19 protein-coding genes are annotated in these 18986 nt (G+C 64.9%); 12 read left to right on the top strand and 7 right to left on the bottom strand.

Annotation, left to right across the window (positions count from 1 at the left end):
* On the top strand, window positions 1-201 hold a 201-nt coding region (locus Q1V43_RS01530; protein ID WP_300513208.1), incomplete at its 5' end, for a glycine cleavage T C-terminal barrel domain-containing protein.
* Window positions 194-745 carry a sarcosine oxidase subunit gamma gene (locus Q1V43_RS01535; RefSeq protein WP_300513209.1) on the top strand — a complete coding sequence of 184 codons (552 nt, stop codon included), beginning with the start codon at window positions 194-196 and terminating at the stop codon, window positions 743-745. The genes Q1V43_RS01530 and Q1V43_RS01535, both read left to right, overlap by 8 nt.
* Before the next feature lie 3 nt (window positions 746-748).
* Here the strand turns inward: Q1V43_RS01535 and Q1V43_RS01540 are convergent, their stop codons facing one another.
* Together Q1V43_RS01540 and Q1V43_RS01545 are read right to left on the bottom strand one after the other, a co-directional pair.
* Complete coding sequence (locus Q1V43_RS01540) at window positions 749-1756, bottom strand: helix-turn-helix domain-containing protein (protein ID WP_300513211.1); 1008 nt, start codon at window positions 1754-1756, stop codon at window positions 749-751.
* Window positions 1753-2649 (bottom strand): LysR family transcriptional regulator, encoded by an 897-nt coding sequence (locus Q1V43_RS01545; RefSeq protein WP_300513213.1) that lies wholly within the window; start codon window positions 2647-2649, stop codon window positions 1753-1755. Before Q1V43_RS01545 ends, Q1V43_RS01540 begins: the two co-directional genes overlap by 4 nt.
* A 111-nt stretch (window positions 2650-2760) precedes the next feature.
* On the opposite strand from Q1V43_RS01545, the gene Q1V43_RS01550 reads away from it, so the two are divergent.
* The 6 genes from Q1V43_RS01550 (at window position 2761) to Q1V43_RS01575 (ending at window position 10321) form a co-directional block, all read left to right on the top strand.
* Window positions 2761-4209, top strand: a complete 1449-nt coding sequence (locus tag Q1V43_RS01550; RefSeq protein ID WP_300513215.1) for an aldehyde dehydrogenase family protein — start codon at window positions 2761-2763, stop codon at window positions 4207-4209.
* Entirely contained in the window at window positions 4209-5189 is a 981-nt protein-coding gene (locus Q1V43_RS01555; RefSeq protein ID WP_300513217.1) for a membrane dipeptidase, read from the top strand. Before Q1V43_RS01550 ends, Q1V43_RS01555 begins: the two co-directional genes overlap by 1 nt.
* A 64-nt stretch (window positions 5190-5253) precedes the next feature.
* On the top strand, window positions 5254-6798 hold the full coding sequence (locus Q1V43_RS01560) for a BCCT family transporter (RefSeq protein WP_300513219.1): 1545 nt from the start codon (window positions 5254-5256) through the stop codon (window positions 6796-6798).
* Window positions 6799-6908: 110 nt separating this feature from the next.
* The gene (locus tag Q1V43_RS01565; RefSeq protein WP_300513221.1) at window positions 6909-8612 is read left to right on the top strand and encodes a hypothetical protein; all 1704 of its coding nucleotides are present in this window, start codon (window positions 6909-6911) and stop codon (window positions 8610-8612) included.
* A complete protein-coding gene (locus Q1V43_RS01570) occupies window positions 8609-9259 on the top strand; it encodes a DUF3726 domain-containing protein (RefSeq protein WP_300513223.1) in 651 nt (216 codons plus the stop codon). Before Q1V43_RS01565 ends, Q1V43_RS01570 begins: the two co-directional genes overlap by 4 nt.
* A gap of 54 nt (window positions 9260-9313) precedes the next feature.
* Window positions 9314-10321, top strand: a complete 1008-nt coding sequence (locus tag Q1V43_RS01575; RefSeq protein ID WP_300513225.1) for an Ldh family oxidoreductase — start codon at window positions 9314-9316, stop codon at window positions 10319-10321.
* Between the two features lie 40 nt (window positions 10322-10361).
* Here the strand turns inward: Q1V43_RS01575 and plsY are convergent, their stop codons facing one another.
* From plsY to guaD, 5 genes are all read right to left on the bottom strand, one after another.
* On the bottom strand, window positions 10362-10967 hold the full coding sequence (gene plsY, locus Q1V43_RS01580; RefSeq protein WP_300513227.1) for a glycerol-3-phosphate 1-O-acyltransferase PlsY: 606 nt from the start codon (window positions 10965-10967) through the stop codon (window positions 10362-10364).
* Between the two features lie 247 nt (window positions 10968-11214).
* The gene (pyrC, locus tag Q1V43_RS01585) at window positions 11215-12474 is read right to left on the bottom strand and encodes a dihydroorotase (RefSeq protein WP_300513229.1); all 1260 of its coding nucleotides are present in this window, start codon (window positions 12472-12474) and stop codon (window positions 11215-11217) included.
* A 130-nt stretch (window positions 12475-12604) separates the two neighbouring features.
* Window positions 12605-13027, bottom strand: coding sequence for a hypothetical protein (locus Q1V43_RS01590; protein ID WP_300513231.1), 423 nt, complete (start codon window positions 13025-13027; stop codon window positions 12605-12607).
* Between the two features lie 91 nt (window positions 13028-13118).
* On the bottom strand, window positions 13119-13619 hold the full coding sequence (locus Q1V43_RS01595) for a hypothetical protein (RefSeq protein WP_300513233.1): 501 nt from the start codon (window positions 13617-13619) through the stop codon (window positions 13119-13121).
* Window positions 13620-13747: 128 nt separating this feature from the next.
* A complete protein-coding gene (guaD, locus tag Q1V43_RS01600) occupies window positions 13748-15034 on the bottom strand; it encodes a guanine deaminase (RefSeq protein ID WP_300513235.1) in 1287 nt (428 codons plus the stop codon).
* A gap of 124 nt (window positions 15035-15158) precedes the next feature.
* Between guaD and mgtE the strand changes: the two genes are divergently transcribed.
* The 4 genes from mgtE (at window position 15159) to Q1V43_RS01620 (ending at window position 18955) form a co-directional block, all read left to right on the top strand.
* Window positions 15159-16544: a magnesium transporter gene (gene mgtE / locus Q1V43_RS01605; RefSeq protein WP_300513237.1), complete on the top strand. Its 1386-nt coding sequence runs from the start codon at window positions 15159-15161 to the stop codon at window positions 16542-16544.
* An 8-nt stretch (window positions 16545-16552) separates the two neighbouring features.
* Window positions 16553-17125, top strand: coding sequence for a 5-formyltetrahydrofolate cyclo-ligase (locus Q1V43_RS01610; RefSeq protein ID WP_300513239.1), 573 nt, complete (start codon window positions 16553-16555; stop codon window positions 17123-17125).
* Window positions 17126-17240: 115 nt separating this feature from the next.
* The gene (locus tag Q1V43_RS01615; RefSeq protein ID WP_300513241.1) at window positions 17241-18053 is read left to right on the top strand and encodes a TIGR00282 family metallophosphoesterase; all 813 of its coding nucleotides are present in this window, start codon (window positions 17241-17243) and stop codon (window positions 18051-18053) included.
* Window positions 18050-18955: a DMT family transporter gene (locus Q1V43_RS01620; RefSeq protein ID WP_300513243.1), complete on the top strand. Its 906-nt coding sequence runs from the start codon at window positions 18050-18052 to the stop codon at window positions 18953-18955. Before Q1V43_RS01615 ends, Q1V43_RS01620 begins: the two co-directional genes overlap by 4 nt.
* The last annotated feature ends 31 nt before the right edge of the window (window positions 18956-18986 follow it).

Consider the following 18986-nt stretch of genomic DNA (forward strand, 5'->3'; position numbering starts at 1 on the left):
GCCCATGACCAGGGATATGTTACCTCAGCGGCCTATTCGCCGATCCTGGAAAGCTCGATCGGGTTGGGTTTCGTCAAAGGCGGGTTCGACCGCATGGGTGAGCACCTGCGCCTTGTAAACCCCTTGGAGAGACAGGAAATCATTGTCGAAATCACCAGCCCGCATTTTGTCGATCCGGAAGGAGAGAAGCTCCGTGCATAAGTTGAAACCCATCACCCCGCTTGGGGCCGATGCCCCGCGTATCGACAGCATCGGCGGCCTGACGATCACCGAAAACACGGATATGGCGCTGGCTTCGGTGACGGCCCGCCGGGGCCAGCTTCCGGCCCTGCGGGAGGCCCTCGTCCTTCCCCTGCCAGAGGTCGGGAAGTCCGCAGGCACCAGTGACTTCATCGCGTTCTGGACCGGGCCAGAACAATGGATGATCTCGGCCGCGCATGACAGGCACGAGTTGCTGGCCGCAGAGCTGAAAGCCATGGTCGGGGCAAGCGCCTCGGTGGTGGAACAGACCGACGCCTGGTGCCGGTTCGACGTGTCGGGACCGACCCTGGCCGACCTGTTTGAACGGCTGAGCAATATCCCCGTGCGGCGCATGGCGGCCGGGGATGTCATTCGTGGCACGGTGGAGCATCTGGGCGCCTTCCTGTGGCGGGTCGCCGAGGACAGGATGGCCGTGATCGCCCCACGCTCCTCCGCGGCATCGCTCCATCATGCGCTGGCCGCTGCCGCGCGGTCGATCGCCTGAACCTCAGTCATAGGGCAGCGCATCGCTGTCCTTGACCCGCATCGAGTTCTTCGCACGCCGGTCGCTGATCGGCGTGACCCCGTAGGTTTCGCGGTAGTGGCGCAGGAAGGTGCCCGGCGTGTCATAGCCGACCATATAGGCGACCTCGGTCACGGGCGTGTTGGAATAGAGAACCAGCTGACGCGCCTGGCTCATGCGCATCTTGCGATAGTATTTCAGCGGACTCTGGCCGGTTGCCTCCTTGAAACTGCGTTCCAGCGTCCGGGTGGACAGGCCGACCACCTCGGCCACTTCGCTGATCTGCACCGGGCTTTCGATATGATCCGCGAAATGCTGGATCGCGCGTGCAACCGGTTTGGGCAGAAGATCCAGGCTTTTGCCGGTGGAATGGGCCGGGGTCTTCTGTGCCGTCGCGGCGCTGCGGATGAACGGGTGCTGGAACCAGCAGGCGACCTCGGCCATGACATCGCCGCCCAGGCGCCGTTCGATCAGGGTCAGCATGTGATCGAAAGCCGCCGAGGCGCCGGAGATGGTGGTGAACCCCCGCTCTTCGCAGACCACGGTACTGCGGACCGCTATGTCGGGAAAGGCGCTTTGGAACGCAGCCTCATAGCACCAGTGGACCGAAAGCGGCACCTCGCCGGTCAGTCCGGTGTCGGCCAGGGCGAAGACCCCGGCGCTGATTGCGCCCAGCTCTGTCCCGGACCGGCGCAGCCGTTGCAGCGCGGCGTTCGCCCGCGCGCGGTTTGCGAACCGGGCGTTCGGGCTGGCGGTGAACAGGATCAGGTCCAATGCTTCGATCTCTGCCAGAGTGCGATCCGGCGCGAATGTCACCCCGGCCGAGGAGGTCACTGCCCCGTCCCGTTCGGCGATTACAGTCCAGCGGAACGCCTCCTGCCCGGAAATCTCGTTTGCGGCCCGCAGGGGTTCGATACAGGAGGTCAGACAGGCCATCGGGAACCCCGGAAAAAGCAGGATCCCAAGGGTGAAGGGGGCGGGATTTGGGGTCATGAAAGCTCTCCCAATGCCATCTCGTGCGTGCATTCACGAATGCGATCTTCCAGCAGCCGGGCGGCCGGAGACATGGTGGAATCAGCCCGGCGCAGCAGGTGAATTGTGCGTTTCGCCTGCGTATCTGCCAGCGGGCGGAAGGTCAGATTGGGTGAATATGACGCGCGAACCGCCATTTCCGGCAGGATCGTCACCCCGATTTCCGCATGCACCATGGCCAGGATCGAGGTCAGGTTGTGCGCCGACAAAAGCGCGCGCGCGTGCAGCTCGCGGGACGGTTCGGCTCTGATTCCGGCCGACAGGCTGTTGGCGATCAGGCGTTCCCCGGCCAACTCCGCCCAGGACACCGGCCCTGCCTCCTGCGCCAGCGGATGCGTGGGGGCGCAGATCACGCCGAACCTGTCCGACAGCAGGGGTTCGCTTTGCAGTCCGACGCCATTGTCGCCCAGGGTCGCGATGCCGATATCAACACGGTTGCGTGACAGCTCATGCAGAATCGAACTGCTGTCCATATCCCGCAACTCGATGTCCAGTTTTTTGAACTCATTGATATACCGTGAAAAAATCCGGGGAATGATGGTCCCCGCCACCGAGGGCACTGTGGCGATGCGCACATGCCCGTGCGTCGCCTTGGCATGGCCCTCGATCGCTTTCACCGTATTGTCGAACTGTTGCAGCTCCCGTTCTGCCTGTTCCAGAACGAAACTCCCCAGGGCGGTGAGCTTGTTCTTGCGGTCGGTTTCGAACAGCGGTTCGCCCAGGTGGGTTTCAAGCTGTTTCAGCATCATCGACACGGCAGAGGGGGTGCGCCCGAGCCTCTCGGCCGCGTCGCTCAGATTGCCGCTGCGGGCCACGGCCGCGAAGCCGCGTAACATCTCGATTTTCAGCGCCATCAGGTCACAATTTCAGTTTGGTTGAAGTTTAGTTCAATTATTTGAGTTTGATTGAAATGGAGCGAAGAGTCCATACCCATGGAAACGAATACCGTCTGAGGCGACATATCCATGACTGATCTTCAAAAGAACCTGATTGCCGGCGAATGGCTGGCGGGCGTTGGCGAAATCGAAAACCGCAACCCGTCGGACCTGTCCGACCTGGTTGGCGTGTTTGCGCAGGCCAGCAGCGACCAGCTGGACGCCACGCTCGATCAGGCCCGTATCGCACAGCGCGAATGGGCAGCTTTCGGCCTGGAGCGCAAGCAGGCGGTTCTGATGGCGATCGGCAACGAGCTGATGGCGCGTGCCGAAGAACTGGGCACGCTTCTGTCGCGCGAAGAGGGCAAACCCTTTGCCGAGGGCAAGGGCGAAGTATATCGCGCCGGACAGTTCTTTACCTACTACGCCGCCGAATGCCTGCGCCAGCTGGGTGAAAACGCGGACAGCGTGCGCCCCGGCGTGGAAATCGACGTGCGCCGCGAAGCGGTCGGCACCGTGGCAATCATCAGCCCCTGGAACTTCCCGACCGCGACTGCTTCTTGGAAAATTGCGCCTGCGCTCTGCTACGGCAATGCGGTGGTGTGGAAACCGGCCAACGTGACGCCCGCCTCGGCCGTGGCCCTGGCCGAGATCATCAATCGGCAGGACATTCCCAAGGGCCTGTTCAGCCTGGTCATGGGCGCGGGCCGCGAGATCGGTCAGCGTCTGGTCGAAAGTCCCAAGGTGAATGCGATTTCCTTCACCGGTTCGGTGCCGGTGGGCAAGGGCATCGCCTCTGTCGCGATCCAGAACCTGACCAAGGTGCAGATGGAGATGGGATCGAAAAACGCCTTGGCCGTGATGGATGACGCCGACCTTGATCTGGCCGTGACCCTTGCGCTGGGCGGCGCCTTCGGCGGCACCGGCCAGAAATGCACCGCGTCCTCCCGGCTCGTGGTCCACGAGGCCGTGCACGACGCCTTTGTCGAAAAACTGGTGGCCGGAACGCAAGCAATGAAAGTGGGCCACGCGCTGGAAGAGGGCACCCAGATGGGGCCTGTCGTCAGTCAGCAGCAGCTGTCCGAAAACCTGGCCTATGTCGACCTGGGCAAGTCGGAAGGCGCGGAACTTGCCTGCGGCGGCGCACAGCTCGACATGCCGACCCGTGGTTTCTACATGTCGCCGGGCGTGTTCCTGAACACCACAAATGACATGCGGATCAACCGCGAGGAAATGTTCGCTCCGCTGACCTCGGTGATCAAGGTCGGCAGCTATGACGAGGCGCTGGCCACGGTGAACGACACCAACTTCGGCCTGACCTCGGGCATCGTGACGACATCGCTGGCCCGCGCCACCCATTTCCGCCGCAACGCCCGGACCGGCGTCGTCACCGTGAACCTGCCGACCGCCGGCACCGATTATCATGTGCCCTTCGGTGGCCGGGGAGACAGCTCCTACGGGCCGCGCGAACAGGGCAAGGCGGCGGCGGAGTTCTACACTACCGTCAAGACCGCCTATATCAGCGCGGGCCCGGTCTGATGCGTATCGACGGTCTGCAATATGCCAACTGGTCGGAAAAGATCTTCCGCCAGCTGAGAGAAGGGGGCGTGGACGCGATTCATGTCACCATCGCCTATCACGAGAACTTTCGCGAAACGGTTCTGAACTTCGAGAAGTGGAACCGCTGGTTCGAGCAGTACCCGGACCTGATCATGAAAGGTCAATGGGCATCTGACATCGACGTGGCCCGCGAAACCGGGCGCACGGCGGTGTTCTTCGGCTTCCAGAACCCGTCGCCCATCGAAGACGATATCGGCCTGATCGAGATCGTGCACACTCTGGGCGCGCGCTTCATGCAGTTGACCTACAACAACCAGTCGCTGCTGGCGACCGGTTGTTACGAGGCCGAGGACACCGGGCTTACCCGCATGGGCAGGCAGGTCGTTCGCGAGATGAACCGCGTGGGGCTGGTGGTGGACATGAGCCATTCAGCGGACCGGTCGACCATCGAAGCGGCGGAGTTTTCCGCCCGCCCCATCGCCATCACCCACGCCAACCCGCATGACTGGTCGCCGGCCCTGCGCAACAAGAAGGACGCAGTCATTCGTGCGGTCATCGAAAACGGCGGCATGTTCGGCTTTTCGGTCTATCCGCACCACCTGAAGGACAAGTCCGACTGCACGCTGGAAAGCTTCTGCGAGATGATCGCGCGCACGGCGGACAGATACGGGGTGGAGCATCTGGGGATCGGCACGGACCTCTGCCAGGACCAGCCTGACAGCATCGTCGAATGGATGCGCGTGGGGCGCTGGACCAAGGACATCGACTATGGCGAAGGATCGAGATCCGCGCCCGGTTTCCCGGCCATGCCCCGCTGGTTCGAGGACAACCGCCATTTCGGCAACATCGAAACGGGCCTGCGCACGGTGGGCATGAGCACGACCGAGGTCGCCGCCATCATGGGCGGCAACTGGTACCGCTTCTTTGCAGAGAGCTTTGGTCCGCAAGCAGGACGCTGACGGACCCGGGGGAGTGAAACTTGGCCTGAAGCGAACAGGACAGGCCATACTTAGGGAGGAATAGATGACTGAAACATCTATGGAAATGAACAAGCAGAAAAGCCGCGTGAACAAGCCGCTTTTCCTGATTTCGGGGGGCTTCATCGCGCTCTTCTGCGTGGCTGCGCTGGTCAATCTCGACGCGCTGTCGTCGGCTGTGGACTGGGGCTTCAATGTCTCGGCCACCTATTTCGGGCTCTACTGGCAGGTGCTGCTTCTGGCGACCTTCCTGATCGGGCTGGTCCTGTGCGTCCTGCCCGGTGGCAAGGCGATCATGGGCGGGCTGGCCGCGCCCGAGTTCACCGTGTTCCAATGGGGCTCGATGATCATGTGTACGCTGTTGGCTGGCGGCGGTGTGTTCTGGGCGGCCGGTGAGCCGATTGCCCATTTCCTCTACTCCCCGCCGCTTTATGGCGCCGATGGGGGCACCGCAGAGGCCGTGAACCCGGCCATTGCGCAGAGCTTCATGCACTGGGGCTTTTTGGCCTGGGCGATCCTGGGCTCGCTTTCGACCGTGATGCTGATGCACTACCACTATGAAAAGGGTCTGCCGCTGGCACCGCGCACGTTGCTGTACCCGCTGTTCGGCGACAAGGCGATCCACGGCCCGATCGGTCTGATTGCCGATGCCTCGTCGATCATTGCCGTGGTCGCGGGCACCGTGGGGCCGATCGGCTTTCTCGGCCTGCAGGTCAGCTATGGCCTGTCCGACCTGTTCGGCATTCCCGACGTTTTCGCCACCCAGTTCGTGGTGATCGCGGGCCTGGTTGCGATCTACACGGTCTCGGCCATGACCGGGTTGTCGCGCGGCATTCAGCTTCTGTCCAAGGTCAACGTGATCCTGGCCGCCGCCCTTCTGGTCTTCGTGCTGGTGGCCGGTCCGACCGGGTTCATCTTCGGCTCGTTCTTCTCGGGTTTCGGCACCTACCTGGGCAATTTCTTCCAGATGGCTCTGTATCGCGGTGACGCTGGCATCTTCGGCGAGCCGGGCTGGCTGGGCTGGTGGACGGTGTTCTTCTGGGGCTGGTTCATGGGCTACGGTCCGCTGATGGCGATGTTCATCGCCCGCGTGTCGCGCGGCCGGTCAATCCGGTCGATCATCATCATGCTGTCGCTTGTCGCCCCGATCGTGACCAACTTCTGGTTCACCATCATCGGCGGCACCGGCATCTCGATGGAACTGGCTGAAACCGGCACCATCTCGACCGCCTTCGAAGGCTTCAACCTGCCCGCCGCGCTGCTGGCGATCACCTCGAACCTGCCGATGGGTTTCCTGGTGTCGCTGCTGTTCCTGATCCTGACCACGATCTTCGTGGCCACCACCGGGGATTCGATGAGCTACGTGATTTCCGCTACCATGAGCGACGGAGACAACCCGCCCGCCATGGTGCGCGTGTTCTGGGGCGTGGCCATGGGGGTGATGGCGGTGATCCTGATCTCGGTCGGGTCGGGCGGCGTGTCCAAGCTGCAAAGCTTCATCGTCGTGACCGCCGTTCCGGTGTCGCTGATCCTGCTGCCCTCGCTGTGGGATGCCCTGCGCATCACCCTGGCCAAGGGCAAGGAAAGCTGAACAACCTGCCGGGCGTCCCTGGGCGCCCGGCATCCGCCCCGATTGCATCGCCCGACCTGTTCACCCACTTTCGGGCCTTCTGAACGTCCTGACTGCAAAGGCTGACCAGAATGACCGACATTCTCTGCCGCGACCCGAACACCGTAATGCGCCTTCAGCGCCTGGGGTCCATCCACCAATCCCGCCTGTCCTTCATGCGCCTGTTGACCCGTCGCCTGGCCCGCGAGGGCTGGCGTTTCCAACAGACCGCCTTCGAGGTGAACGACAAGGGCGAGGGCCACGCGGTCTATACCGCTCATGGGCCCGACCGTGCCTATTCCCTGATCGCCTATGCCCATGACCTGCCGGCCGAAAAACGCTCGGACCGGGTCATTGCGGACGCCTGGGATGCCACGTTCACCCTGTTCGACGGGGTGCCGACTGCTGCCGACATCGAACGCCTGTCGCACAATATCCCGGTGCAGGAAGCGGGGCGCGTGACCGGCACGGAACTGTCGGTGTCGCGTGCCAACCGTTCGGTGCGCCTGTGGGAACACGTGGTCAGCGAACTGGCCGCCGGGCGCCAGCCTGATGCGGCCCAGATCGAGGCCGTGGGCTACCTGATGCGCACAACCGCCGTCTATGGGTCCGGCAAGCTTGGCGCGGCGGATCGCGAGATGATCGCCGACCGTGCCGAATTCCGCGCACCTTTCCAGGTCGAGATGCTGTCGGTTTACCTGACCCGCTGGTTCGTGCTGGATCTGGTGCAGCACATGGCCAACCTGCGTGCCGCCGCTGCGGGTGCCGAGGCCGCGCAGCTGTCGCCTGAGCTGGCCCGGTCCATGGGTATCGGCAACTCGACGGGTTTGGGCATGGCGCCCTTCCTGCTGAACCACCCGGTGCTGTTCAACAACTGGGTCGCCGCGCGCGAAAACGCCATTCGCGCCGTGCGCAACCTGGCCAAGGCCAGCGCCGACGAAGTTGCCCTGTTCCGTGAACTTGTGGATCGTAGCAAGCTCTCGATCGCAGCCTGGCACAGCGAACACCCGATCCAGATCGAAAAACTTGGCGACCTGCGCGCGGATGTGGCCAAGCTGGATACCTACCTGGCGCAGCATGGTCTGACCGGTGCGCAGCCCTGGGACGTCCTCTACAGCTGGGCTGAACAGGCGCTGTCTCTGGAAGGGCAGGAATGGATCGCCTCGCTGATCCTGGAACCCTACGGCGCGCTGGTCGATGGGTTTGCCGAGGAGATGGCCGCCGACAATACCGCCACCTTCCGCATTGCCGGGGCGATGAGCATCGGCGATCTGCGCGCGCTGCTCAAGGATGTCTACGCCTGGGCCATCGACATCGACTGGCAGGCGCCCGAGAACCGCGCCCGCGCCTGGTATGTCTCGGAAGAGAAGCTTGAACCGCGCCTGGGCGAACGGTTCGAAGAGCCGATCGAGGAATATGAACAGCCCCTGGCGCCGGGTCGTGATGCTGCGCAGCTATACCAGGCGCTGGCCCACTGGCCGGACGAGGCACAGGTGGCCGAGTTCCTGCTGCGCCACCCCGAACACCGCCATGTTCTGCGCCGCGCCCAGATCGTGGGCCGCGCCCCTTACGCCGAGATCCGCGACAATACGATCTCGGACCGGGTTCTGCCGATCGACATGCTGCGCTGCAAGCTGGCCTTTTTCGGTGCCACGCAGTTCGACCCTCGGTCGGACCGCTGGGTGCGCATCTGCATGTATGGAAACGCCCCGCTGCCAACCGAACTGACCGTCGAGAATGCCGATTTCTGGGTCTTTCCCGATCAGGAAACCGTGCTTGAGGAGACCGGAGCATGAGCCATTCGCTGAATGAAATCGAAGCCATGAGCAAACGCGCCGCCCGGGGGGCTGGACTGTCCTGGGGCTTGGCCGAGGAGGCTGCCAAGGGCACACGCTGGCTGTCCGCCTTCGGTTTTCCGGGGACCGAGATGCTGGCCGAACTCCTGACGCTCAACGACCGCATCCCGCCTGTCGATGTCTCGCCCGTATCGCTGCGCGCCGAAGTTTGGCATGCGCCCGCCCGGCGGATGAGCCCGCTGATCGCCGGGGCCTCGCTGAGCGACTGTGCCGTGCGCCTTCTGGAGCGTGGCACGATCACCATGGAAAACGTCAGCCTGCCGCTTCTGGCCGTGCCTTTCATGGGCGGGGCGGCGCTGCGGCTGGGGGTGCCGGTGGCTGCCGAATGGCAGGGCGCGCGTCTGGCGACCGATGGCCGACAGCTCTGCGTTCAAGGGGAGGCCGACGCGCTGCGCACTGCCCAGGTGGACCGGCTGGTCTTTTCGGCACCCGCGGAAATGACCGGGCGCCGTGAACCGGTGACGCGCGCCGAGGTGTGCGAGGACAGTTGGGACACGCTGGGAGGTTTCGCCCACCGGACCTTTGCCCCTGCCACCGAGGAAAGCCGCCTCCTGGGTGCCGGTGCCGGGCTGAGCGACAACGACTGACAGAAAAGACTGACCCCGGGCTCATCCCGTGCTGAAACAACAAGAAAGAGCGACATGACCGCGACCGAAATCCTCTCCCTCGCCGAGATCGAAGATCTGGCCTTCCGAGCCCTTGTGAAAGCAGGCACGTCCGAGGCCAACGCCCGCCCGCTGGCCGTGGCCACGGCGATGACCGAGGCCGATGGCGTCGCTTCCCACGGGCTGGCCTATATCCCGATCTACGCCCAACATGTCGACTGTGGCAAGGTGGACGGGCAGGCGGTGCCGGTGCTGGATCAACCCCGCCCGGCGGCTGTGACCGTGGATGCGGCCACCGGTTTTGCCCACAGTGCGATCGACCTGGGCTTTGAAAAACTGATCCCTCTGGCCAAGGAAATGGGTGTCGCTGTGCTGGCGGTGAACAATTCCTACAACTGCGGCGTTCTGGGCGTGCACACCCAGCGCCTGGCTCAGGCGGGGCTGTTGGGGCTGGGCTTTACCAATGCGCCCGCCTCGATCGCGCCTTCGGGCGGGGCCAGGCCGGTGGTTGGCACCAACCCGTTCTCGATCGCGGCACCCGGGCCGGAGGGTGCCGCCGCGCTGCTGATCGACCAATCCGCCAGCACCATCGCCAAGAGCGAGGTGATGAAACACGCCCGTGAGGGCAGGCCGGTGCCGGAAGGCTGGGTGCTGGACGCCCAGGGCCAGCCAACCACCGATCCCGACGCCGGGCTGAAGGGCTCCATGGTGCCCTCGGGCGGCTACAAGGGTGTGGGCATCGCGCTGACGGTCGAGCTGATGGCCGCCGCCATGACCGGCGCCACGCTGGGCGCGGTGGCAAGCCCGTTTTCGGGAACCGCCGGGGGGCCGCCGAAAACCGGCCAGTTCTTCATAGCCATCGACCCCGGCGCGACCTCGGGTGGGGTGTTTGCCGAAAAACTGGCCGACCTGATCGCGTCGATCCGGGGCCAGGATGGCGCGCGGCTGCCTGGCGACGGCCGCCAGTCCTGCCGCATCCGCGCGGCCAGGGAGGGTGTGGCCGTGAATGCGGCATTGCTTGAAAAGGTGCGCGCCCTGATCTGAGCAGGTGCAGGGTCTACCGCGGAAGGGGCGAAGCCGGGGACTACTTGCGGCCGATGCGTGGCTCTTCTCCGGCCAGGATGCGCAGGATGTTGGCCTTGTGCCGGATCAGGATCAGAGCGGCCAGCGCAAAGCTGAGCAGAATGGCTTGCGGCGTGCCCAGTACTGCAGCCCAGAGCGGGGTCAGGACGGCGGCAATCAGCGCTGCCAGCGAGGAAATTCGGAACAGGGCGGCGCTGGCCAGCCAGGTGGCGCAGGCTGCCAGGCCCACCGGCCAGGCCAGGGCCAGAAGCGTACCCAGCCAGGTCGCCACCCCCTTGCCGCCCCTGAACCCCAGGAACACCGGGAAGCAATGACCGAGGAAGGCGGTGAAACCGGCGAGCTGGGCCGCATCCTCACCCACGAGCGCCCGTGCGATCAGAACCGCGGCCCCTGCCTTGCCCGCGTCACAAACAAGGGTCAGGAAGGCTGCCAGCTTGTTCCCGGTCCGCAGAACGTTTGTTGCGCCGATATTGCCCGAGCCGATCTGGCGCAGGTCGCCCAGTCCGAAAACACGCGCCATGACAATGCCAAAGGGGATCGAGCCCAGCAGGTAGCCGACAAGACTGATGGCGGCCAGCACGGGCAGGGCAGAGGTGATCTCGGGCATGGCGGGCGTCCTTTTGCTCGCGCACAGGAATGGGCCGGTTGCCGGGGGAGGTCAAGGGGGCGCGGACGCGCGGGCTGAGGGCTCCGGCCCGTTGTCGGGGCTTTCGGACCCTCCTTCGGTTGGGGGAATCCGCCCGGGTAAGGGCGAGGCGCTTTTGCAGTGCGAAAGCGCGGTGGGGGCGCTGCCCCCCTGCGCGTGCCGCGCAGTCCCCCGGGATATTTTCAGCAAGATAAAGAGAAGGGGTTGCCTATCCGTGAACCCGCGTGCCCGCGACCCAGGTGCCCAGCACCCTGCCCTCCATGCGGGCGCCGTCAAAGGGGGTGTTCTTGGATTTCGATTGCAGCGCGAACCTGTCCAGCACGAAGGGCGCGTCGGGGTCGAACAGAACCAGGTCGGCGGGGGCACCCTCGGCCAGACGGCCACCGGGCAGGCCGAGGCGCCTGGCCGGGTTCGCCGACATGGCGCGCCAGAGCGTCGGCAGGTCGATCAGTTCTGCATGGACAAGGCGCATGGCGGCGGGCAGCAGGGTTTCCAGCGCCACGGCGCCGGAGGCGGCCTCTTCGAAGGGCAGGCGCTTGCTTTCCTCGTCCTGCGGCGTGTGCATGGACGAGATCACGTCGATGAGACCATCGGCCACGGCGGCGACCATGGCCAGTCGATCATCCTCGCTGCGCAGGGGTGGTTTGAGCTTGAAGAAGGTGCGGTAGTCGCCCACGTCCAGTTCGTTCAGCGTCAGGTGGTGGATGTTGACCCCGGCGGTCACATCGAGCCCGGCGTCCTTGGCGCGCGCCAGCACCGGCAGTGCCGTGGCGGTGGACAGGCTGTCCGCATGATAGGCCACGCCGGTCATCTCGACCAGCGCCATGTCACGCTCCAGCCCCATGCGCTCGGCCATGGGGGACACGGCAGGCAGCCCGCGCAGAGAGGCGAACTTGCCCGAGGTCACGGCCGCCCCCTTGGACAGGGTCGGATCCTGCGGGTGGGCAATGACCAGCGCGCCCAGCGATTTCGCGTAAGTCATGGCGCGGGCGAAGGTCTTGGGGTTTTCGACCACATGGTCGCAATCGGTAAACGCCACGGCGCCGGCGTCCCTGAGGAAGCCGACCTCGACCATCTCGCGCCCCTCGCGCCCCTTGGTAAGCGCCGCCATGGAGTGCACGTTCACCGGCGCGGTCCGTCCGGCCCTGCGGGTGACGAATTCAAGCGTTTCAGGCGTGTCAACGGCGGGGGTGGTGTCGGGGCGGATGACCATGGTGGTGACTCCGCCCGCCGCTGCCGCCGCGCCTGCCGTGCGGAAGCTTTCCTTGTGACGCTCACCCGGTTCGCCGATCTTGACGCCCAGATCGACAATGCCCGGTGCGAGGCACTTTCCACCACAGTCGATCACCTGGCCCGCCTCCGACCCGTTCAGCGCGGTGATCACCCCGCCGTCGATGGTCAGGCTGCCGATCTCGTCCGTTCCGGTTTCGGGGTTGATCAGGCGGGCATTGGTGAATGTGGTGATCATCGTCGTGTCCTTGAGCTCCGGCGGGGCACAGCCGCCCGGCGCCTGTTTGCCATGGATCGCGGCGGGCGGGAAGGGCAATGGCGCAGCCCGTCCCTTCCCTAGCGCGGGCGGCAGACGGGTAGGCCCGGCTTTATGCGGCTGCCGCGGCCTGTTCGATCTCGGCCTTGGTGCGGGCGGTGTCTTCCTGGTATTTCAGCAGGTATTTGTCGCCGGTGCGGGTGACTACCTGGGCTGCCGAGAAGATCGTGTTCACCTTGTCGACATTCGTCAGGCTGATGGATCTTTCCCCCGGGCCGATCAGGCGGCGGTCGGTCAGGTGCCAGGTAAAACCCAGCTGCTCTCTGGCCACGTAGAGCCCGCGCACGAGAATTGCCCCAACCGCGCCCACCACGCCGGTCCATGCATGCGGGTTGCCCATGTAGAACAGCACGCCCGCCATCAGGAAGGATCCCAGCGCCGCCAGCATCACATGTTCCTTGATATAGGTCGTGCGATTTCCACTGAAGGAGGCAAGCAGCCTTTCGCCCGGTTCCAGGGTAGGGGTGTCTGTCATGGTTTGGCCTCGTTTGTCATCCGTTCCGGGATAGGCGAAAGCGGCGCAGAGATCAAACCCCCTGCCGGGCTTGTGGCCTCGGGTCGCAGGGTCAGGTGGCGAGGACCCGGTCGATCCTGGCGGCCAGTGCCTCGGGTTCGGCCAGGTCGGTCAGGTGGATCGGGGCATGGCCCTGTCCGGGTGTTGGTTGCAGCGTGAGCGCATGCGGGGCGACGTCGACCCGGTCGAGCGCCTCGAGCGGCAGGGTCAGGCTGCCTGCCGCCACATCTTCCATCCCGGCAATCCGAGCGGCCGGTCCCGTTGGCGGCGCCCAGATGCCGACGCGCCGGTCGGTGAGAAGATAGATATCCCGTTCCCGCGCCCGCCGGGCGATGCCTTGCGCCACGAGCTGACTGGGCACGATCAGGATCGGCACCAGGATCAGCCCGGGCTGACGGGTGAAGAGCAGGATCACCGCGGCCAGCACGGCGGCCAGAGCCGCGCCCCAGACAACGCGGCGCAGCTGGCGGCGGATCAGCAGGGACATGTCGACCTGGCCTGTCCAGAGCAGGATCTCGTCGGTGTGCAGGGCATGGTCGGGCAGGGTGGGCATTGGGAAACCTGTGCAGGAAAAGCCGCATGATAGTCGCTTCGGGGATACAGGCAACCCGTTCAAGAGCACGGGGCCGTAGCCGGGAGCAACGTGCTATCCCGTCCAGACTCGCCGTCGCGGGGGGGAGGTCAGCCGATCAGCATTTCCCCGTTCGCCCAGACGGCCCGCACTGCCCGGTCATCCCCCATCATGATGGTGGGAAAGAGCGCCTCCCACAGGGTTTCGGCGCGCGCGGCGCGTTGGGCTATGGCGGGGGTGGAGGCAAGGTCGATCACCACGAGGTCCGCCTCCATGCCGGGGGCGAGCGTGCCGATCCTGTCCTCCATCCGAATCGCCCGGGCCGACCCCGCCGTCGCCAGCCACCACAGCTGTGCCGGGTGCAGCGAGGCGCCGCGCAGGTGGGCGACCTCATAGGCGGCGGCCATGGTGCGCAGCATGGAAAAGCTCGATCCGCCGCCGGTGTCGGTGGCAAGGCCGATGCGCTGACCCTCGGCCATCAGCCCCTCCATGTCGAACAGGCCCGAACCGATGAAAGTGTTCGAGGTCGGGCAGTGGATCAGGCTGGCGTCCAGTTCCTTGAGCCGTGCGCGCTCGCGCTCTGTCAGGTGAATGGCGTGACCCATCAGCGCACCGGGGCCAACAAGGCCGAAGTCCTCGTAGACATCCAGATAATCGCGCGCCCTCGGAAACAGATCGGCGACCCAGGCGATTTCCTCGTGCTGCTCGCTGATATGGGTCTGCATCAGGCACTCCGGGTGTTCGCGCCACAGCGCACCGAGCGCAGAGAGCTGTTCCGGCGTCGACGTGGGCGCAAAACGCGGGGTGATCACGTAGGAGGCCCGGCCGCGTCCATGCCAATGTTCCAAGAGCCGCTTGCTGTCGTCATAGGCCGACTGCGCCGAGTCGCGCAGCCCGTCCGGCGCGTTTCGGTCCATGCAGGTCTTGCCGCCAAGTACGCGCAGGCCGCGTCGCGCGGCTTCGGTGAAATATGCGTCAACGCTATCAGGATGGATGGTGCAGTAGCTGACCGTGGTGGTGGTGCCGTTGGCCGTCACCAGGTCGAAATAGGTCGCGGCGATCTCGGTGGCATGGGCGGGATCGGCAAAACGCGTTTCCTCGGGAAAGGTATAGGTGTTCAGCCAGTCGATCAGCCGTTTGCCCCAGCTCGCGATGACCGCGGTCTGCGGGTAATGCACATGGGTGTCGATGAACCCCGCGCTGATCAGGGCGGCGCCATAGTCGGTGACTTCGGCCTGCGGATGGGCCCTGCGCAGGGTGTCGGCTGGTCCGACCTCGACGATCCTGCCCGCCTCCACGGCCACGGCGCCGCGCTGCTCATGGCACACCACCTCGTCGATGGGCGCGTGGAACGGATTCCCCGCGAATGTCAGCACCTGGCCCAGGATCAGCTTCATGTTGCGTCTTTCAGTCAAACCGTCGCCCAGCCTAGGGGTCTAAAATCCACCGCGCAATATCTTTGACCGGTTCCAATCTGGCGACGCCTGCCCTATGGTCCGGCCCAACCAATAGGAGGGCGCCATGATTGATGAAAACATGACCGACGACCTCCTTGAGGAAGGCGACTACGAGCTCGACCACGAGGTGTTCGGCCCGGTTCTGTCCGCCCTGAAAGCGCAGGACGCCGAGGCCCTGGCACGGGTTCTGGACCCGTTGCACCCCGCCGACATCGCCGACCTCCTCGAACAGCTCGATCCGCGCCTTCGTACCGATCTGGTCCACCTCTATGGAATCGAGCTGGATGGCGAGGTTCTGTCGGAGCTGGATGAGAGCATTCGCGAGGACATCGTCGCCCATATGGCGCCCGAAGTCCTGGCCGAGGCCGTGCGCGACCTGGAAACCGACGATGTCGTCGACCTGATCGAGGACCTTGACGAGCCGCAGACCGAGGCCGTTCTGGACGCGTTGGATGATGACGACCGGGTGGTGGTCGAACAGTCGCTTGCCTATCCCGAGGACTCCGCCGGCCGCCTGATGCAGCGCGAGCTGGTGATGGCGCCCGAACACTGGGACGTGGGTCAGGCGATCGACTACATGCGGTCCGAGGATGACCTGCCGGAACAGTTTTACCATGTGATCCTGATCGACCCGCGCATGCGCCCGACCGGCTATGTGACACTCGGGCGGATCATGGGCAGCCCGCGTGAGGTCAAGCTCAAGGAAATCACCGAGGAAAGCTTTCGCACCATCCCCGTGCTTCAGGACGAGGGCGAGGTCGCTTATGCGTTCAACCAGTACCACCTGATCTCGGCCCCGGTAGTGGACGGAAACGACCGGCTGGTCGGTGTGATCACCATCGACGACGCCATGGCGATCTTGGACGAGGAGCACGAGGAAGACATCCTGCGCCTGGCCGGTGTGGGCGAGGAAAGCTCGCTTGCCGACCGCGTGATCAGCACCACCCGGCGCCGCTTTCCCTGGCTTGCCGTGAACCTGGTCACGTCGATCCTGGCCTCGCTTGTCATTGCCCAGTTCGAAGCGGTGATCGCGCAATTCGTGGCCCTTGCCGTGTTGATGCCGATCGTGGCGTCGATGGGCGGAAATGCGGGCACGCAGAGCCTGACCGTCGCCGTGCGCGCCCTGGCCACGAAAGACCTGACCTCCGCCAACCTCTGGCGGGTGATCCGGCGTGAGGTGCTGGTGGGCGTGGTCAATGGCGCAATCTTTGCGGTTGTCATGGGAGTGGTCGGCGTACTGTGGTTCGGTACGCCGCTATTGGGTGTGGTCATCGGTGTCGCGATGGTGATCAATCTGGTCGTGGCCGGGCTCGCCGGGGTGGTGATACCCGTCGTATTGGAACGTCTGGATATCGACCCGGCGCTGGCCTCGGGGGCGTTTGTCACCACGGTGACGGATGTTGTGGGCTTCTTTGCCTTCCTTGGCCTGGCCGCCATCATGCTGTTGTGAGGGCTGAAATGACCGACCTGCAATCCGATCTGGCCGCTGTCAAGGTCGCGGCCCGCAAGGCCGCTTTCGCTCGCCGCAAGGCGGCCCATTCCCCTGCCGCCGCCCAGGCGGGAGTGGCCCATCTGATCGAGGCGCTGATGCCCTTCAAGGGCAAGGTGATCGCGGGCTATATGCCGATCCGTACGGAAATCACGCCACTGCCCGCCATGGCGGCGCTATCCGCGTGGTCCAGCATCGTCATCCCGGTGATTGAAGCTAGGGGAATGCCGCTGAAATTTGCCAGGTGGACCCCGGACTGTGAAATGGTCGAGGGGGCCTTTGGCGCGCAAGTGCCCGCGGTGAAGGAATATCTGGACCCGGAGGTCGTGGTGGTGCCGCTGGTGGCTTTTGACTCCCGGGGCAACCGGCTGGGCTATGGCGGCGGTTTTTACGACCGGACCCTGGAGGGGCTGCGCGCCAAACGCGCAACACCGGCCCTCGGCTATGCCTATGCCGCGCAGGAAGCCGAGGGGCTGCCGATCGAACCGACCGACCAGCCGCTGGACGGGATCGTGACCGAACGGGGCGTGACCTATTTCTGAGGTTTTGCGCGCGCATGGGACGCCATGGACGAAAATCCAGATATCCTGATTACGATCGGAGCGCGATCCGCGCCCCCTCTTGCCCTCGCCCGCATCTCGGCCTAGGGCTGGTGCCATGAAAATACTCTTTCTTGGTGATGTCATGGGCCGCGCCGGACGGCGGGCCGTTTCCGAACGATTGAAAACGCTGCGCGAGGAGTGGCGGCTGGATTTCGTCGTGGTGAATGCGGAAAATGCGACCTCGGGCGCCGGGCTGACCGCAGCCCATGCAAAGGCGATCCTCGAGGCCGGGGCCGACGTGATCACCTTGGGCGACCACGCCTTTGACCAGCGCGAGATGCTGACCTTCTGCGAGCAGGAGAAACGGATCATCCGCCCGCTCAACTTTGCCAAGGGCGCGCCGGGCTCCGGTGCGCGCATCTTCAAGGATGCGCGCGGGCGGCAGATTCTGGTCACTCAGGTCTTGGGCAATGTGTTCATGAAACGCGCGTTTGACGATCCGTTTTCCGCCGTGGATCAGGTGCTGCGCGCCAACCCCCTTGGGGGCAATGCCCAGGCGATTCTGGTCGATGTGCATTGCGAAGCGACGTCCGAGAAAATGGCCCTGGGCCGCTGGTGTGACGGCCGTGCCTCCATGGTGGTCGGCACCCATACCCATGTGCCCACCAGTGACGCGATGATCCTTGGCAAGGGCACCGCCTATCTGACCGATGCGGGCATGTGCGGGGATTACAACTCGGTGATCGGCATGGAGGCCGAGGAGCCCATGCGCCGTTTCGTCACCGGCATGGCCAAGGGGCGCTTCACACCCGCGAATGGCGAGGGGACCCTGTCCGGTCTCTATGTCGAGACAGACGATCGCACCGGCCTCGCCACCCGGGTCGAGATGGTGCGCAACGGGGGGCGGCTCAAGGACGCGCGCCCGTGAAAGGCCGGGCGGGGCTGGTCGGGTTCCTGGTCCTGCTGGGTGCAGGCTGGGGGCTGACCGGGGTGCTGGCGAAGATTGCCATCGAGGGCGGACACCGCCATTTCGGCATGATCTTCTGGCAGATGGTAATCAGCGCCCTGGTGCTGGGAGCGCTGACCTATTTGCGTGGCAAGCGGCCGGGGCTGGGGCGCCGCCAGATCGCATTCTACCTCTTCATCGCGCTCACCGGCACGGTTTTGCCCAATGCAGCGGGCTACACTGCGCTCGAACGCCTGCCTGCGGGTGTGCAGGCGATCACCATCGCCGCCGTGCCCATGTTCGCCTTCCCCATCGCACTGCTCCTGCGCAACGAAAGCTTCCGCCTGATGCGCCTGGCCGGGCTTGGCGTCGGGCTGGCCGGGGTTGCGCTTCTGGTCGCGCCCGAAACGTCACTGCCACCCGGTGTTGCGCTCTGGGTGCCGGTCGCGCTGATCGCGCCGCTGCTTTATGGGATCGAGGGCAACGTGGTCGCGAAATGGGGCACGGCGGGGCTCGATCCGATCCAGGCGCTGTTCGGGGCTTCGGTCCTGGGCGCCTGCCTGTCCCTTCCGCTGGCGCTGGGCACCGGCGCCTTCATCGACCCGACCCTGCCCTGGAACGGTGCCGACTGGGCGTTGATCGGCAGCTCAACCATCCACGCGCTGGTCTATTCGGGCTATGTCTGGTTGGTTGGACGCGCCGGGCCCAGTTTCGCGGCCCAGGTGAGTTACCTGGTGACGGGCTTCGGTGTGCTCTGGGCCATGGCGTTGCTGGGCGAAAACTACTCCGGTTGGGTCTGGGCTGCGCTTGGGTTGATGATGCTGGGGCTTTTCCTTGTGCAACCGCGCGAAAGCCGCTTGCCCGAGGCGCCCGCGCGCGCGTAAGTTCCCTGAAAACAAGGGCAGGGAGCCATCC

Origin of the sequence: Aliiroseovarius sp. (assembly GCF_030148435.1) — a bacterium.
In the GTDB taxonomy this organism is placed as follows: domain Bacteria; phylum Pseudomonadota; class Alphaproteobacteria; order Rhodobacterales; family Rhodobacteraceae; genus JASBTN01.